Annotated in this window: 16 protein-coding genes; 10 read left to right on the top strand and 6 right to left on the bottom strand. The window is 32.4% G+C overall.

Annotated features, from left to right (window positions below):
• Position 1: 1 nt before the first annotated feature.
• The 5 genes from H7350_RS11595 to H7350_RS11575 all read left to right on the top strand — a co-directional run bounded on the left by H7350_RS11595 (position 2) and on the right by H7350_RS11575 (position 5,447).
• On the top strand, positions 2 to 697 hold the full coding sequence (locus tag H7350_RS11595) for a TylF/MycF/NovP-related O-methyltransferase (protein WP_204346092.1): 696 nt from the start codon (positions 2 to 4) through the stop codon (positions 695 to 697).
• 97 nt (positions 698 to 794) lie between these two features.
• Positions 795 to 1,604 carry a transglutaminase-like domain-containing protein gene (locus tag H7350_RS11590; RefSeq protein ID WP_204346091.1) on the top strand — a complete coding sequence of 270 codons (810 nt, stop codon included), beginning with the start codon at positions 795 to 797 and terminating at the stop codon, positions 1,602 to 1,604.
• 198 nt (positions 1,605 to 1,802) lie between these two features.
• Positions 1,803 to 3,035, top strand: a complete 1,233-nt coding sequence (locus H7350_RS11585) for an O-antigen ligase family protein (RefSeq protein ID WP_235989338.1) — start codon at positions 1,803 to 1,805, stop codon at positions 3,033 to 3,035.
• Positions 2,986 to 3,999 carry a glycosyltransferase family 4 protein gene (locus H7350_RS11580; protein WP_204346090.1) on the top strand — a complete coding sequence of 338 codons (1,014 nt, stop codon included), beginning with the start codon at positions 2,986 to 2,988 and terminating at the stop codon, positions 3,997 to 3,999. The genes H7350_RS11585 and H7350_RS11580 overlap by 50 nt, the downstream gene beginning before the upstream one ends.
• A gap of 53 nt (positions 4,000 to 4,052) precedes the next feature.
• Entirely contained in the window at positions 4,053 to 5,447 is a 1,395-nt protein-coding gene (locus H7350_RS11575) for a sugar transferase (protein ID WP_204346089.1), read from the top strand.
• Between the two features lie 24 nt (positions 5,448 to 5,471).
• On the opposite strand, the gene lnt is transcribed toward H7350_RS11575, so the two are convergent.
• On the bottom strand, positions 5,472 to 7,064 hold the full coding sequence (lnt, locus tag H7350_RS11570; protein WP_204346088.1) for an apolipoprotein N-acyltransferase: 1,593 nt from the start codon (positions 7,062 to 7,064) through the stop codon (positions 5,472 to 5,474).
• The gene (locus tag H7350_RS11565) at positions 7,064 to 8,128 is read right to left on the bottom strand and encodes a putative type IX sorting system protein PorV2 (RefSeq protein ID WP_204346087.1); all 1,065 of its coding nucleotides are present in this window, start codon (positions 8,126 to 8,128) and stop codon (positions 7,064 to 7,066) included. The genes lnt and H7350_RS11565 overlap by 1 nt, the downstream gene beginning before the upstream one ends.
• 126 nt (positions 8,129 to 8,254) lie before the next feature.
• Here H7350_RS11565 and H7350_RS11560 point away from each other — a divergent pair, with 126 nt between their 5' ends.
• From H7350_RS11560 to H7350_RS11540, 5 genes are all read left to right on the top strand, one after another.
• On the top strand, positions 8,255 to 9,010 hold the full coding sequence (locus tag H7350_RS11560; protein WP_204346086.1) for a CDP-alcohol phosphatidyltransferase family protein: 756 nt from the start codon (positions 8,255 to 8,257) through the stop codon (positions 9,008 to 9,010).
• Positions 9,011 to 9,020: 10 nt separating this feature from the next.
• Positions 9,021 to 9,845: a TerC family protein gene (locus H7350_RS11555; RefSeq protein ID WP_204346085.1), complete on the top strand. Its 825-nt coding sequence runs from the start codon at positions 9,021 to 9,023 to the stop codon at positions 9,843 to 9,845.
• A 10-nt stretch (positions 9,846 to 9,855) separates the two neighbouring features.
• Positions 9,856 to 10,533, top strand: coding sequence for a DUF4956 domain-containing protein (locus tag H7350_RS11550; RefSeq protein WP_204346084.1), 678 nt, complete (start codon positions 9,856 to 9,858; stop codon positions 10,531 to 10,533).
• A gap of 81 nt (positions 10,534 to 10,614) precedes the next feature.
• Positions 10,615 to 12,777, top strand: a complete 2,163-nt coding sequence (locus tag H7350_RS11545; RefSeq protein WP_204346083.1) for a right-handed parallel beta-helix repeat-containing protein — start codon at positions 10,615 to 10,617, stop codon at positions 12,775 to 12,777.
• On the top strand, positions 12,758 to 13,420 hold the full coding sequence (locus tag H7350_RS11540; RefSeq protein ID WP_204346082.1) for a VTC domain-containing protein: 663 nt from the start codon (positions 12,758 to 12,760) through the stop codon (positions 13,418 to 13,420). Before H7350_RS11545 ends, H7350_RS11540 begins: the two co-directional genes overlap by 20 nt.
• Positions 13,421 to 13,433: 13 nt before the next feature.
• Here H7350_RS11540 and lptB read toward each other — a convergent pair whose 3' ends face one another.
• The 4 genes from lptB to H7350_RS11520 form a co-directional block, all read right to left on the bottom strand.
• On the bottom strand, positions 13,434 to 14,177 hold the full coding sequence (gene lptB, locus H7350_RS11535; protein WP_204346081.1) for an LPS export ABC transporter ATP-binding protein: 744 nt from the start codon (positions 14,175 to 14,177) through the stop codon (positions 13,434 to 13,436).
• Positions 14,178 to 14,241: 64 nt separating this feature from the next.
• Positions 14,242 to 14,589 (bottom strand): carboxymuconolactone decarboxylase family protein, encoded by a 348-nt coding sequence (locus H7350_RS11530; protein WP_204346080.1) that lies wholly within the window; start codon positions 14,587 to 14,589, stop codon positions 14,242 to 14,244.
• Positions 14,582 to 15,409 carry a twin-arginine translocase subunit TatC gene (gene tatC / locus H7350_RS11525; RefSeq protein ID WP_204346079.1) on the bottom strand — a complete coding sequence of 276 codons (828 nt, stop codon included), beginning with the start codon at positions 15,407 to 15,409 and terminating at the stop codon, positions 14,582 to 14,584. The genes H7350_RS11530 and tatC overlap by 8 nt, the downstream gene beginning before the upstream one ends.
• On the bottom strand, positions 15,409 to 16,374 hold the full coding sequence (locus tag H7350_RS11520) for a KpsF/GutQ family sugar-phosphate isomerase (RefSeq protein WP_204346078.1): 966 nt from the start codon (positions 16,372 to 16,374) through the stop codon (positions 15,409 to 15,411). Before H7350_RS11520 ends, tatC begins: the two co-directional genes overlap by 1 nt.
• Between the last annotated feature and the right edge of the window lie 51 nt (positions 16,375 to 16,425).

Genomic DNA, 16,425 nt, shown 5'->3' with positions numbered 1-16,425 from the left:
AATGAATTCTAAGTTAACAACAAAGTTTAAAATTATCTTATCTAAGATTATTCCTGATTCTGAAAAGTTCAGATATTTATTTTGGTTGCCAAAATTGCATGCGTTTCATAAAACCTATGGCGCTAAAAGCAAATTTTTAGAAAGCAGAACTCAATTGTATGATTTTGTAAATCAAAGTATAGATAATGGCCCTATTTCTTATCTGGAATTTGGAGTGTTTAAAGGAAAAAGTATTAGGTATTGGACGCAGTTAAATACAAATGAAGCTTCGCTTTTTCATGGTTTTGATACCTTTAGTGGGTTACCAGAAAGTTGGGATAATTTTACAGGAGGATTAGAAAAAGGAACCTTTGATACTCAAGGACAAGTGCCACAAATAGATGATAAACGAGTGGCATTTTATAAAGGACTGTTTCAAGATACTTATCCGTCATTTATGGATGCTTACGAATCGGATAGTACCTTAATTATTAATATAGATGCCGATTTATATTCGTCAACACTTTTTGTGTTAACGATGTCACATAGCATACTCAAAAAAGGGTCTATTGTAATTTTTGATGAATTTTCAAGTATGCTCCATGAGTTTAGAGCTTTTGAAGATTATTGTAAATCCTATAACGTAGATTTTGAAGTTTTAGCAGGTACAAAGACAGCAAAAAATTATTATGCGCATGTTGCTGTTAGAATCTTATAAAATTAACCTATATATAAATTTGTAAAGTCCTGATTTATTAGGTGTAACTAAAAAAAAATTCTATTTTTAGCCTTTGTTATTGATCTAATTTCTGTTGATGAGTTTTAAAAAAATACTTTGGACATTCAAACGTCATCCCTTCTTGTATTTAACAAGATTCAGATTATTATCTAAGAATTCTAATGTGAGTGAAATAGAAGATTTTACTTATAATTATGTTAATGATAAGGCGGATATTCCTGAGTACTTTCATCAAGTAAACACTTCTGTTTTTAGTGATGGTAAACCTGATACTGATTTAGAAGTAGTTAAAAAATTAAGCAATTGGCTGGCCAATAATATCAAAGGAGGACCGGGTTTAAGTGTGCCTTCAGATGAAGCTCTTAAAATAATGCTTGAAGGCAAGGGAGGTGTATGTAGTGATATTGTTCAGGTTTTCAATAATTTTTGCGTCATTAATGGTATAAAAGTTAGAGAATGGGGAGTAACACGAGCGCCTTTTAATAAAGAATATGGAGGTCATTCATTTAATGAAGTGTTTTGTGAAGAATTAAATAAGTGGGTACTTATTGATGTATCATATTGCACTTTATTTTATTATGAAGATGAAACAACACCACTGTCCGTGATTGAATTGTATCAGCTGCTACGAGAGCATAAAAATGTGCATTATAAGTCGTTTAATGAAGCTAAAACTCCTGATAAAGAGAGTGTTGATAAAAATTATTTAAATCCAGACACCATACCTTTTCTTATTTGTAATTACTCAAATAAAACATATGATTCATTCTTGAAATATTCAAGACCGTTAGTGCCTATCTTTATGATTCATTTTGTTTTATTTACAATTTCTAAAAGTTATTACTATAAGTTTCCTTTAGATGATTATAAAAAGATATTTTCGTAGAGCGATAGACCTTCTTTTTATAAGTTTAGTTATAGTTGCAAAAGGATAAGTATTATTTAATCAAATTTGAAAACAAATTTAACTTACATAAGTGTTATAATACTCCATGTATTTATTGGAATGCTCATATATTTCAATGAATCACTATCAAAAATCTATTTTTTTGCGGCATTATTTTATTTTCTTAGCCGAATTATCATGGCACCTAACAGCAGAAAAACTGTTGAAGTGCTTTATGCCTGTGGTTACTTTGTAGGAGCCGAAGTTTTATTTAGAATGACCAGAGGTGCCGTTGCTTATGAAGCAGTAAAATACCTTGTCATTCTATTTGCGTCAATAGGAATGTTCTATAAAGGCTTGTCAGGTAGAGGGTATCCCTACTTTTTGTATTTAATGCTTTTGATTCCTTCAATATTTGTTGCCTCAACAACCTTAAGTTTTGATGCCAACTTCAGAACTAATATTGCTTTTGTATTAAGTGGTCCCGTTTGTTTGGGGTTTTGTGCATTGTTTTTTTATGATAAACGTGTCACAATTAAGCAGGTTACAAAAATGCTCTTTCTAATGGCTTTGCCCATTGTAGCTAACACTGTGTATATTTATTTTTATAATCCAACAGTTAGAGATGTGCTTTCAGGAACAACATCTAACAGAGCTGCATCTGGTGGTTGGGGTGCTAATCAAGTGGCTACAGTTTTAGGTTTAGGTATGTTTATTTTTGCGGCGCGATTGTTTACAAAATCACCTACAATGCGTCTCAAAATATTAAACACTACAATATTTTGTGCTATAGCATTTAGGGCTATCGTAACGTTTAGTAGAGGTGGAGTAATTACGGCTATTTTAACCATATTAGCTTTTCTATTTATCTATTATTTCACGCTATCAAAAAAGCGTAAAAATAATATTGTGGTTATTTTTGTTGTTTTTTGCCTTGCTATGACTGCAACTTGGGCTATAAGTTCTAATCAAACTGATGGGTATATTGATTTGAGATATACTAATAAAGATCATTTAGGTCGAGAAAAAAAGGATGTAACCACTGGACGAGGAGAACTATTTAGGAAAGAAATGATTGGTTTTATATCAAATCCGTTTTTTGGTATTGGTTCTAGTAGAGCAAAAGATCAACGTATTGAAGTAGAAGGTCAAGGGGTTACTTCACATAGTGAGGTGAGCCGAATTTTAGCAGAGCATGGTATATTAGGTGTTATTATTTTAGTCATTCTAATTGTAAAGCCTATTGGTTATAGATCTACAAGTAAGGGTAATTATTATTTTTATGCGTTTTTGTGTTTTTGGTTTGCTACAATTAATCATTCTTCAATGCGAATAGCAGCACCAGCCTTTATTTATTCACTTACGCTTCTAAATGTAGTTAATGAAAAAAATCTTATACATAGGAAACAACTTAAGGAACAAGAAGTCTAATCCGTCTGGTATTCAAACCTTAGGAGCTTTGCTTGAAAAAGAAGGGTACATCATGTATTATGCGTCTTCTAAACAAAATAAGGTGTTTCGACTGATTGATATGGTGAAATCTTGCTTGGTGTTATTCAGAAAAATAGACTTTGTGTTAATTGATACTTATAGCACTTATAATTTTTATTATGCCTTTGTCATTAGTCAGCTTTGTCGAATGCTAGGTCTAGCATATATTCCAATTTTGCATGGTGGAAACTTGCCTGAACGGATAGCAGTTCATCCTAAAATAAGTCGTATGATTTTTAATCATTCCAAATGTAATGTCTCGCCGTCCTTATATCTAAAAGCTGCTTTTGAGAATCTTGGTTATACTAATATTGAATACATCCCTAATTCTTTTGAAATTGAAAATTACCCATTCACTAAACGAAATTATGATGGCATTCGACTACTTTGGGTGAGGTCCTTTTCGGAAATATATAACCCTAAACTGGCATTGAAGGTGTTTAAGTCTATCAAAGCAAAGTTTCCTGATGCTGATTTATGTATGATAGGTCCTGATAGTGATGGGACTCTTAAAACAATGCAGAAATTAAATGATGAGCTGGATTTAAATGTGAAATTCCCGGGAAAATTGAATAAAAAAGATTGGATACAACGCTCTAAAGACTATAACATTTTCATTAATACTACAAATTTTGATAATATGCCAGTGAGTGTCATCGAAGCAATGGCATTAGGTTTGCCAGTCGTGTCAACCAATGTTGGAGGGATACCTTATCTTATAGATGATAAATCTACTGGGTTATTAGTTAAGCCTGATGATTCTGATGCCATGACTCAAGCAATACTGGAGGTTTTTGAAAATCAAAAGCGTAGTGAGTTGATTATAAATAACGCCAGATCACATGTAAAACAATTTGATTGGAAGCATATAAAACACAAATGGTTTAATATCTTGACGAGTTAATAAGCAAAATTTAACATAACTTGTTATATTTACACAAGACCCTAACCTAACTTATGAGTCGAAAAAAAAATATACATTTTGAAATTTCTGAACGTAAGGTATTACTGCGTATTGTAGATATATGTGTAACCATATTTGGATTATATGTTTTACAAAACTCAATAAACTACGATTACCTTACTATAGAAAATGATAATTTTGTCTCAATACTGGTATTAGCAATCTATATTACCGTTTTTGGGACTATCTTCGAAATATATGATCTTCAAAAGTCCAGTAAGTTAGATGTAACGTTTAGAAATATTGTTTTAACCATATCTACAACTGTTCTCTTTTATTTACTAACTCCAGTATTGACACCTTTTCTTCCTGAGCAAAGACTTCAAATCATATATTTTTATCTGTGTATTATTTCGGTAATTTTTCTTTGGAGATGGGCATATATCGCTTTTATTTCTACACCGAGATTTTATAAAAAAGTCCTATTAGTAGGTGAGATTTCTAATATTGAAAACATCATCAAACCCTTAAATCAGTCTGATCCTAATTACAAGATAGTAGGATTTATAAATTCTGAAACTGAAGTAGATTCTCCTATAAAGTTTAAAGGCTTAAAGGAGTTTGAGTCTTCCGATTTAATGCAGGTAATTAGAGAAGAAAAAATTTCAGAAATATTAGTCGCTAGTTATAATTCAGAAAGTATTACTCCCGAGATTTATCACGATCTCATCACATTACTTGATCAAGGATTTACTATACGAGAGTATACTCAGGTTTTTGAAGAAATTACCTATCGCGTTCCTATTCAATTTGTAGGCAAAGATTTTTATAAATACTTTCCATTTAGCCGAAGCAACCAAAATACATTATATCTTTTTTTTCATAGGACTTTTGATATTATATTTTCAATTTTAGGACTCCTTTTTGGCTTGTGTATTTTGCCAATTATTGTCCTCGGAAATTTGATTGCTAATAAAGGACCCTTGTTCTATTTTCAAGAACGTGTTGGTCAAAACGGAAAATTATTTCAGATTGTAAAATTGAGAAGCATGATAGTAAATGCTGAAGCTGGAGGTGCTAAATGGGCACAGAAGAATGATTCGAGGATTACAAAATTTGGAATGTTTTTACGACGGTCTCGTATTGATGAAATTCCACAGTTTATTAATGTCTTAAAAGGTGATATGAGTATTATCGGACCTCGCCCTGAACGTCCCTTTTTTGTAAATGAATTGTCGAGAATTATTCCTTTTTATGAAACACGCCATATTGTTAAACCTGGTTTAACAGGTTGGGCTCAAGTTAATACCAGATATGGGTCTTCAGTAGATGATAGTCTAACTAAACTGCAATACGACTTATTTTATATCAAACACCGAAGCGTATTTCTAGATATAAATATCGTCGTTAAAACCTTAAGTACGATTTTATATTACAGAGGTCAGTAGATGTTAAATTTTAAAGGTAATTTTTCAATGGCGAGGTCTTCTGAAAAAACCAATTAAAAACAAAAAGAGTAATACAAACAGGCTTATTCTGGCAATGTAATCACCAGCCATAACATAAAATGTAATCTTGTCATTTGTGGTAAGCTGACCTGATAAAGCTCCTTTTTCACCATAGGCTAACTGCTTGGTGATTTCTCCTTTAGCATTAATGATAGCCGAGATTCCTGTATTAGCACTTCTTGCAATATCACGTCTTGTTTCAATAGCACGTAATCTGGCATAGCTTAAGTGTTGTTTATGGCCTTGAGTTTCGTTCCACCAGGCATCATTAGTAATAATAGCTAAAAAATTAGCCTCATTCCTTACATAACCAGCTACAAATTCACCATAAACCGATTCGTAACATATAATTGGAGCAGCTTTAAATTTTAAATTAGATGATGTAAAAACCCCTCTGTTTTCCTGCGTGGTTTTCATAGCAACAGTGCCACCAAGGTCGATCATAGCATCACCAATTATAGGTTTTAAAATATCCTGATATGGGAAATTTTCAATGCCAACAACCAATTTAGATTTGTTGTATTGCTGTACTGAGCCTGATGCATTTATGAGGATTGCCGAATTGTAATCGTCATAATAAATACCAGAATTATGTTTGGATTGATTTGTTTCTTTTTTAATTTTTGATTTGTCTTTGAAAACATCTATAAAAGAAATACCTGTTAATAGATTGACATTAGGATGCTGACTCACATAACGATCTAACCTGTTTTTAAGCAACGAATTTTTAAACTGCGGAAGTCGTGTGCTTTCTGCTAAAAACGTTTCAGGAGCAATAATAAAGTCGGTTGAATCAGTGATTTTCGTATTTGATAACTCTACCAGTAATTCAGTGAATTTAATATTGGTCATATTATACTTTTCTGAATACGGGTCAATATTGGGTTGTAGTGCAATTACATCCACAGGATCACCATCATGCGAATAAGTATTGTAAATAACCAATGAAATTGCAATAGGGAAACCAATCAATACGGCACATTTCAGAAGTGTCGATTTTATAACAGATTGTGACGGTTCTTTTTGATATGAAAAAACACTTTTAAATACCAAAACGTTTAAAATCCAAACCCAAAGCGTTCCACCAAAAGTTCCAGTGTATTCATACCATTGTATCCAAGTTATATATTCAGAAAACGCATTTCCTAAGTTGAGCCAAGGCCAGGAGAATTCCCAGCCCAAATGCAGTTTTTCGAAACTTATCCAAAGTACGACTAAGAATAACAAAGCCCTGTTTTGTGACTGACGTTTGGCATATTTATGATAAATCAAAAACAGTAATGCCATTAGAGCCGAGTTGACAAAAACTGCAAAACTAGCACCAAAAATATCAGCAAATCGTAACCAGCTTGTTGTTGTAAGATTCCATATAACAAATGTGAGATAGGAAAGCCCGAAAATTTTAAGTCCTTTGCGTTTAACATCAGATAATCGCAACTGTTGTTCGGCTAAAAGTAATGGTACAAAAGCGGCAAATAGCAATAAAGGAAAACCATAGGTTGGCCAAGCTAAAGCTAATATAATTCCTGAAATTATGGCGAGTAAAGTTCGGTTCACTATCTAAAGATACTAAAATCGATTTTTAATGAAAATACATTAGAATACAAAGCAGCACTTTGATCTCCAATATCAGTAAAAGCGTAATCAATTTGAATACCTCTGTATTTAAATCCCAAACCTAAACTAGGCTGAAATGTTAAGTCTTCAGAGTTGTCAATTTGTAGTTCGTTTTGAAAATTACCAACACCAGCTCTTAAAAAAACTAAGTCTGTATAGCCAAATTCAAACCCTAAAGCAGGATTTACACTAGCAAATGAAGTCGAGATGATATCGTTGTTTTCTTCAAATCTAACATTAAGATCAAAAGAGGTTAATAGCGAATAATCATAATGAAAAATGAATTTCTTAGACATTCCAATTTGTAATTTCGGAATTGTTATTTCAGTGTCCTCAGGTACAGTTTGATTTTGACCTTCAATAGCATTCTGTATGTCGGCAAGTTTGTCATCGTCAAAGGACCAGGCATTAAATGTCGTCGTAATATCTCTGGCCATGATGCCAAATTTCCAGTCATTTTTTGTTTCAAACTGAATTCCAGCATCCAGACCAAAACCCCAGGAATTGGCAAAATCACCAATAATTCTACGAACAACCTTGGCATTAACACCATAACTTAAACCGTCGAGTGGAAGCCTTCTGGCGTAAGAAAATGTTAAAGCATAATCTGATGTTGAAAATAAACTTACACGATCATAATTGATATTTCCTTGATCATCAATCAATTGTGTGGTGTCTAGAATGTCATCAACACCAAATCGAATTAAGGATAATGCAACAGCACTTTTGTCATCAAGAGGTTTTGCAAAAGCGATGTAATTATAATTTGCAATGTTGGCAAAATAACTTGAATGTAACAGCGCTAATTGGTTGTCTTCAAGATTAACCAAACCCGCAGGATTCCAGTAACCAGAATTTACATCTGCAGTATGAGACACTACACTATTACTCATGCCAAGTGCAGCAGCATCAACACCAATATTCAAAAATTCGTTTGAATATTTAGTCTGAGCAGTACAAAATAACGTAATCAAAGTCGAGGCAATGAATAGATACTTTTTCAATAGCAGAAATTTTTTTTACAAAGATGCACAATTTTATTTACCTAATAAACTGTAAATAGTTATAGATATTGTACTTCCTTTGCAATAGTCGTAAATAGTTTGCTATTTTTACACAAATCTTAATGTATGTCTATAAAAAACTACATTCCAAATTTTGTAACACTCCTTAATTTGTTCTGCGGAAGTATAGCCGTAATCTTTGCTGTTAACAACAATTTTGTTGCTGCAGCTATATTTGTGTTTCTCGGAATTTTCTTCGATTTTTTTGATGGCTTATTGGCCAGAAAGCTAAACGTACAAAGTGCATTAGGAGTACAATTAGATTCTTTAGCCGATATGGTCACAAGCGGTTTAGTTCCAGGTATCGTGATGTTTAAACTAATATCAATTAGTGTTGACGCTCCCGAAATAGTATCTGCCAAAGCTTGGAGTTCAAACTTTAGCTTGTCATCTATAGAGCTAGAACCTATAGCTCTTATCGGTCTTTTTATAACCTTAGCTTCTGCTTATCGTTTGGCTAAATTTAATGTAGATGAAGACCAGCAAACGTATTTTAAAGGACTGCCAACACCTGCTAATGCTTTATTAGTTTTGTCTTTACCATTAATTATTGAATTTCAAAATAATAACTTTGCAACAGCTCTTATTCTCAATCAATGGTTTTTAATTGCTTTCACACTTTTAAGTTGCTATTTGCTGAATTCAAAACTCAAATTATTAGCATTAAAGTTTAAAGATTATAGTTTTTCTAATAATAAATTCCGGTATATACTCATTATTGCTACAGTGCTATTGTTGGTACTTTTCCATTTTATAGCGATACCAATACTTATTATATTATATATTATACTTTCACTACTTGATAATTTAACAACCAAATAATTAATTACATATGTTAGGAGTCATTTTTACATTATTAATGCTTGTATTGTTACAGGCTGTACTAGGATTTGATAATCTTCTTTACATTTCATTAGAATCTAAAAAAGCACCATTATCTGACCAAAAGCGTGTTAGAAAAGTAGGTATTTTAATTGCTATTGTTCTTAGAATTGTATTACTATTTGTGTTGGTTTCAATTATTGATCTTTTTCAGGAACCTTTTTCGTTTTTAACAGGACATATTGATGATGTATTGGATTTCGCTTTTAACGGACATAGTTTAATTGTTTTAGCAGGTGGAGGTTTTATTATTTATACTGCTATCAAAGAAATCTGGCATATGATTGCCAAACATGATCTTAGTGAGAGTGTAGATGATGTAAATAAAGGAACAAAGTCGTCAAATGCAGTTGTTGCAAGTATTGTGTTGATGAATTTAGTGTTTTCTTTCGACTCTATTTTAGCAGCTATCGGACTTACCAGTGATATTGAAAATTCGACAACAGCCTTTATTGTAATGGCTATAGCTATTGTTGTTAGTGGATTGCTAATGTTGTTACTGGCTGATAAAATTTCAGTATTCTTAGCTAAAAATCGAATGTATGAAGTGCTGGGATTATTTATTTTATTTATTGTAGGAATTATGTTAGTTACCGAAGGTGGACATCTTGCTCATTTAAAGATATTTGGCAATGAGATTGTTCCAATGAGTAAAACAACCTTTTATTTTGTGATTGCTGTATTGGTTGTTACCGATGTTGTTCAAGGGCGATACCAAAAGAAATTACTTGCTAAACAAGTCAAACAAACAGAAACTAAAAATAAAGTAAATTAAAGAAAATGCTATGGATGATATCAAAGCACAATTATTAGATTTATCCACCAATGCAGAAGTTGCTTTAGGTGAATGGATGGTGAGTTTAGTAATACTGTTAATTCTTATAACAGCTATCAAATGGGTATATGTAAAACGTTCTAATACAGTATCTAACAGAGTCCTTTTTGCAAATACTTTTTATGCTTTTGCTCTAGCAATATTTTTAATTATAACCTCAATAAAAGTGTCTTTGGCATTGTCATTAGGATTGATTGGAGCACTATCAATTGTGAGGTTTAGAACAGCAATTAAAGAGCCTGAACAGCTTGTGTATTTATTAATGATTATTGGAGTTTCCATTTCGCTTGCTGCTCAACAAGTTATTCCTTCGATCATCATTACTCTATTATTTCTAGTATGGCAGTTTACGTCTAAACAAAGTAACTCCTACATTAATAAAGATTTAATGAATATTTCATTAGACTTCAATGCTAATCAGGATTTAGAGTTTGTATTTTCTGAATTGAAAAAAATAAAACAAATTAATGGTTTTGAGAAAATTGTAACCGATAGTAATTCTGCTAATCTAACATTGTCTGTGTCTTCAATACAAGATTCAGATTTTTTAGATATTAAATCAAAACTTGAACAAAACGACGGACTTAAAAACGTGAGTATTTCTTTTATATCATCACTAACTTTCTAACATGTTTACAAAAAAGCTACTTAAAATAATTTCATTTTATATCATTGGTTTCCTCCTTGGTGTAGCAATTATGCTGATGATATGATGTTACTTCAAGGACATAAAGCCAGCGATAAAAAAGATGAAAAACGCTTTTTTTTAGTAGTCTATGTTTTTGTATTGCTTTTTGGAGTGTATTCTGGTATGTATTGTTATCGGTTCGGAATTGTTGTAGATGTTAAACATCATCTCCAGGCTGCTCATTACGATTTTCCTACATATTTTAAGTATTTAACGTCTAGTTCAGATAATAATTTTGATGATATCGCTATCGATTTTAAATTCAAAGATTATATTAAACTGAGTAATCAACGTTCGCGATTTGTATATAGTAATTCTCATTTTTTTGAAGGAAAACAGTGGTTACGACGAGAAAGTACTTACGCGAAAGCAACGATAAAGTATAACCAGAAAAAGTTTGATGTTAAAGCAAAATTATTCGGAAAAAACAACGACCATTTCAGGCATCCATACAAGTGGAGTTTTAGAGTGAAAGCTAAAGATTATATCAAGGATTTTAAAAACGGAAAATTCAATCTTCTACAACCTAATACGCGTCTGTATATCACTGATGTGATTTGCAATAGAGTGCTTCAGCAACATAATATACTGAGCTTAGAATATAAGCCGGTTAACTTAACAATTAATGATAGACCAACAGATCTTTATTTTATTGAAGATTTCTTTTCTAAGTATCTAATTGAACGAAATGGCTATCGAGATTCTTTCATCTTTACATTTAGTAGTATTAAACATCCTAGTTTAGATAAACTAAACGAAAACCAGTTACGAGATATTGATCAAATCAAAAATGATATCATTAATACTCCTGAAATTATTCTGGATCAAGATAAGTTTGATAAGGTTTTGGCTCTTCTCTTTTTAGCTCAAAATAAGCATCCTTATTTGGTTGATAATTTTCATATGTTTTATAATAATGTCACCAACAAGGTTGAGCCGATTGTTAGAGAGGTGTGGTTTAAAGATGTATTGACGTTATCCTCTAAGGAAGATTTAAAAGGCAAGCTCATAGAATTCATTACGTATGTTTCAGATTATAACAAAAACCTAAATACTTACTTGTCTTCAATTGTAAATAAAGAAAAACGATTAGAACAGGTTATAACTACCATTAATACCATTAGTAAAGATCTGACAGCGATTCGTTCAACTCCAGATTGGCAAACCTTTCAAGATGCTATTTATTCACGATATCCTCAGGCCATATATTTATGCAAAAATATTGAAATCAATGTCAATGCAGTTCTGAGTTTAAACCTAGACGAACAAAAAAAGAAGCTTATCCCTAATCGCATCAAACAAATAGAAACTGATACTAAGCTGGAAGACGATATGGTGTTATACGATACCGATTTATCGTTGTCGCCTGGAATCACTCTAGATCTCAATGGACATCATATTATTCTTGTTTCTGGACATATAAGTGCTGTAGGAGAAGCTACAAATGCAATTACGATAACAAATTCGTCAGAAGCACATTCATCTATCGTAGTCAAGCAATCTAAAACCCCAAACAAGTTTGCCTATGTGAATATTTCTAAGCTTTCAAATTTTGATGATTCATATTGGCATTTGCCTGCAGGAATAACCTTTTACGAGTCTGAAGTACTTATGAATCATGTTGCATTTGAATCTAACAGAGCAGGTGACGATTTTGTGAATTTTTTTAGATGTAGCGATTTTAACTTGAACAATGTAAGTTTTACAAATGTAAATGCCGATGCTATCGATTCTGATTTTTCCAACGGAACCATAGATAATTGTAATTTTTTAAATATAGGGAATGATGCTGTTGATGGTTCTGGAAGTCAGATTACTATTACTAACAGTCGTTTTAATAATGTTGAAGATAAAGTGATTAGTGCAGGTGAAAATTCGACCATGCATATTGCGAATTCGACCATATTAAATTCTGAAATTTCCTTTGTTTCAAAAGATGACTCAACATTAAGTGAACAAAATAATACGTTGATAAATAATACCTTAGATTACTGTTTGTTTAATAAGAAAAAGGAGTTTGATAACGGATCCTTGTATACAGATAAAAATATCTTACAAACGAAGTATCTAATTGAAAAAGGATCTAAAGTTTATAAAGGCGCTGAAGAACTTATGAATTTAAAAATGGTAGATAGCGTTAAAGAAAGTTTATACGGAATAGAATATGGGAAAAAAAGCCGATAATAGTGCTTGGCGTTTTGAACGTAAATATGAATTGTCGCTAAAGGAATATCTGCAGTTTGAAAAACTTTTACTGCTTTCCGATATGCGAACTTTATATCCAGATAGACAAATAAATAACTGCTATTTTGATTCTATTACTAACAATGCTTATACAGAATCTGTTGAAGGTTATAGTGAAAAAATGAAAGTCAGGGTACGTTGGTATGGTGAATTATGGCGTACTGTAGCACCTGTTTTAGAGTTTAAACTGAAGCAAAATCATTCGAATAAAAAAGAAACTTTTAAGCTACCTGAAATTACACTTAACGAGGCTTTTGATTGGGAAAACTATGCTCAAGACATTCTAGAGTATATGTTTGAAACTCACAATATGACCATTTTAAATAGGTTAGAACCCGTCTTAATCAACACCTATAAACGTTCTTATTATTCTAATTTTGACAAAACTTTTAGGTTAACAGTTGACAGAGAACTCAAATTTATGTCTCCTGCAAATAAGTTAAGTCATAAGCTGCCTCAGGAAGTGGGCGCCTATATTATTGAATTAAAATCTAATAATGAGAATTTGATTAAGAATTTTCCACTCGCTAAAAACTTAGGAAAATTTTCAAAGTTTGCAACCGGACGTCTCTTAATTCGCTAAATAAAAAAGGCAATTAGAACTCTAGTTTCTTCTTACGTAATTCAAAATTCTGACCTAAATACACTTTACGTACCATCTCGTCATTTGCCAGTTCTTCAGGTTCACCAGCTTTTAGAATGCTTCCTTCAAACATGAGGTAAGTACGGTCAGTAATAGCTAAAGTTTCCTGTACGTTGTGGTCGGTAATAAGAATACCAATATTTTTCTTTTTAAGCTGAGCTACAATTCTTTGAATATCTTCAACAGCAACAGGATCTACACCTGCAAAGGGTTCATCGAGTAAAATGAAATCGGGATCGGTTGCTAAGGCTCGAGCAATTTCTGTACGTCGTCGCTCACCACCTGATAATAAATCACCTCTATTTGTGCGAATATGACCTAATCCAAACTCTTCAATCAAGGATTCCATTTTTGCTTCCTGTTCTTTTTTACTGAGTTTAGTCATTTGTAGAACACTCAAGATATTGTCTTCAATGCTAAGCTTTCTAAAAACTGAAGCCTCCTGAGCCAAGTAGCCAATGCCATTTTGAGCACGTTTGTACATCGGGAATGATGTAATCTCAGTACTATCAAGATGTATACTACCACCATTAGGTTTAATTAAACCAACAATCATATAAAAAGAGGTTGTTTTACCAGCACCATTCGGACCTAATAAACCAACGATTTCTCCCTGGTTGACTTCCAGAGATACATCTTTTACTACTTTTCGTCCGTTATAGGACTTCATTAAATTATCGGCTCTTAATTTTTTCATATCAGAAGTAATAAGCGCTAAAATAACAAATTCGAAACGACTTGTATTTTAGTTTATTATAAGTTTAACGGTCAGATTCTAAAGCATCCCAGTATTCGTAGGCTTTGCGTAAATGCGGAATAACAATCGTACCGCCAACCAGTGTCGCAATACTTAAGGCTTCAACAACTTCTTCTTTGTTTAAACCTTCCTTATGACTAGACTCTAAATGGTATTTAACGCAATCATCACAGCGTAGCACCATTGAAGCTACCAGCCCTAACAGTTCTTTGGTTTTCTTATCTAATGCACCTTCGGTAAACGCATTAGTATCGAGATTAAATATGCGTTTAATAATTTTATTATTATCTGCTAGAATCGCATCGTTCATTTTAGAACGGTATGCATTAAAATCAGTAACGATATCAGACATGTGCTTTTTGTTTTTTATTTTGGTTTTTAACAACCACTTTAGATATATAAATACTCACTTGGTATAATATTAATATTGGTATGGCAACAATAATCTGGCTGGCCAAATCTGGAGGCGTAATGATTGCAGATAGAATCAATACAATAACCAAGGCAAATTTTCGGTATTTTCTCATGATTTGTGGTGTCACCAATCCTATTTTAGTTAAAAAATAGATAACGATAGGTAACTCAAAAACAAAACCAGAAGCCAAGGACGCTGAGCGAACTGTTGAGATGTATGAACTTATATCAAATTCATTAACAACTTCCGGACTTATACTATAGTTAGCCAGGAAATTTATAGATAGTGGTGTCACTATGTAATAGCCAAATAATACGCCTAAAAAGAATAAAAATGATGTTGTAAAAATAAACCCTCTGGAATGTCTGCGTTCTTTCTGATGTAATCCCGGACTTATAAAACTCCAGAACTGATAAATGACATAAGGAAACGCAATCACAAATCCTGCGTAAATTGAGGTCCATATATCTGCTGAAAATTGCCCTGCCATTTGCCTACTCTGAATTTTAAACGGAAATTCAGCAGCACAAAACGTCGTATCACTTATTCCAATAAACTCTGAAGCTTTACACAACCATTTATACGTTGGAAAGTCCATACGCTTTGGCGCAAAAACGATATGCTCAAAAATAAACCCACTAAATATAAATGCTACCGTTGCACATATTAAAATAGAGAGTGTGATTCGTATTAAGTGCCATCTTAAGTCTTCGAGATGATCTAGAAAAGACATCTCATCGGTATTCTTTTTTGTCATTATATAATACCTTCTTTAATTAAATCATGAATATGAATAACGCCAGCATAGTTTCCATCCTTTTCAACAAGTAATTGAGAAATTCCATGTGCTTCCATGAGTTCCATAGCATCTATAGCCATAGCATCTTCGTCAATACGTTTTGGATTGCTACTCATAATATCTTTAGCTGTTAAATGAATAAATTCATCACTTTTAGTCAGCATTCGCCTTAAATCACCATCAGTTATAATACCAGCAATTTTTTTATTATCAACTACAGCTGTAACACCTAGCCTTTTTTCAGAAATTTCAACAATTACATTTTTAGCACTTGTAGTTAATTCTACTTTAGGCTTTTCATTCATTGACGATAAATCACTAACACGTAAGTATAAACGTTTTCCTAATGCACCTCCAGGATGGTATTTGGCAAAGTCTTTACTAGAAAATCCACGTAGTTCTAATAAACAGATTGCTAAAGCATCTCCCATTACTAATTGTGCAGTTGTACTTGTCGTTGGTGCTAAATTATTAGGACAAGCCTCTTGTTCAACGTAAGCATTTAAGATGAAATCGGCTTGTTGTGCTAAAAATGAACTGTCATTTCCTGTAATGGCAATCATTTTATTTTTAGCATTCTTAATTAAAGGAACCAGGACTTTAATTTCTGGCGTATTTCCGCTTTTAGAAATACAAATGACAACGTCATCTTCTAGAATTAAACCTAAATCACCATGAATAGCATCTGCAGCATGCATAAATACTGCAGGTGTGCCAGTAGAGTTTAGAGTTGCAACTATTTTATTAGCAATAATGGCGCTTTTTCCAATACCTGTAATGATAACGCGACCTTTAGAATTATAAATTAAAGACACAGCATTGGCGAAATCATCGGTCAATAAATGACTTAAATTAGCTATGGCATCACGCTCTATATCAATGGTTTTTTTAGCCGTATTTAGAATAGATTCAATACTGTTCAAAATTAATTTTTTTTGAGTTTGATGGGTATAAAGAAATTGTTATCTTTAGGT

It is taken from the genome of Psychroserpens algicola (assembly GCF_014526325.1).
Classification (GTDB): Bacteria; Bacteroidota; Bacteroidia; order Flavobacteriales; family Flavobacteriaceae; genus Psychroserpens; species Psychroserpens algicola.
The sequence above is the reverse complement of the archived record's forward strand: the minus strand, read 5'-3'. Positions and strand labels throughout refer to the sequence as shown.

What these genes read in the sequence shown, in the direction of transcription:
- H7350_RS11595 (WP_204346092.1), top strand. Translation starts at nt 2, where the DNA reads ATGAATTCTAAGTTAACAACAAAGTTTAAAATTATCTTATCTAAGATT.
- H7350_RS11590 (WP_204346091.1), top strand. Translation starts at nt 795, where the DNA reads ATGAGTTTTAAAAAAATACTTTGGACATTCAAACGTCATCCCTTCTTG.
- H7350_RS11585 (WP_235989338.1), top strand. Translation starts at nt 1,803, where the DNA reads ATGGCACCTAACAGCAGAAAAACTGTTGAAGTGCTTTATGCCTGTGGT.
- H7350_RS11580 (WP_204346090.1), top strand. Translation starts at nt 2,986, where the DNA reads ATGAAAAAAATCTTATACATAGGAAACAACTTAAGGAACAAGAAGTCT.
- H7350_RS11575 (WP_204346089.1), top strand. Translation starts at nt 4,053, where the DNA reads ATGAGTCGAAAAAAAAATATACATTTTGAAATTTCTGAACGTAAGGTA.
- H7350_RS11560 (WP_204346086.1), top strand. Translation starts at nt 8,255, where the DNA reads ATGTCTATAAAAAACTACATTCCAAATTTTGTAACACTCCTTAATTTG.
- H7350_RS11555 (WP_204346085.1), top strand. Translation starts at nt 9,021, where the DNA reads ATGTTAGGAGTCATTTTTACATTATTAATGCTTGTATTGTTACAGGCT.
- H7350_RS11550 (WP_204346084.1), top strand. Translation starts at nt 9,856, where the DNA reads ATGGATGATATCAAAGCACAATTATTAGATTTATCCACCAATGCAGAA.
- H7350_RS11545 (WP_204346083.1), top strand. Translation starts at nt 10,615, where the DNA reads ATGATGTTACTTCAAGGACATAAAGCCAGCGATAAAAAAGATGAAAAA.
- H7350_RS11540 (WP_204346082.1), top strand. Translation starts at nt 12,758, where the DNA reads ATGGGAAAAAAAGCCGATAATAGTGCTTGGCGTTTTGAACGTAAATAT.
- lptB (WP_204346081.1), bottom strand. Translation starts at nt 14,177, where the DNA reads ATGAAAAAATTAAGAGCCGATAATTTAATGAAGTCCTATAACGGACGA.
- H7350_RS11530 (WP_204346080.1), bottom strand. Translation starts at nt 14,589, where the DNA reads ATGTCTGATATCGTTACTGATTTTAATGCATACCGTTCTAAAATGAAC.
- tatC (WP_204346079.1), bottom strand. Translation starts at nt 15,409, where the DNA reads ATGACAAAAAAGAATACCGATGAGATGTCTTTTCTAGATCATCTCGAA.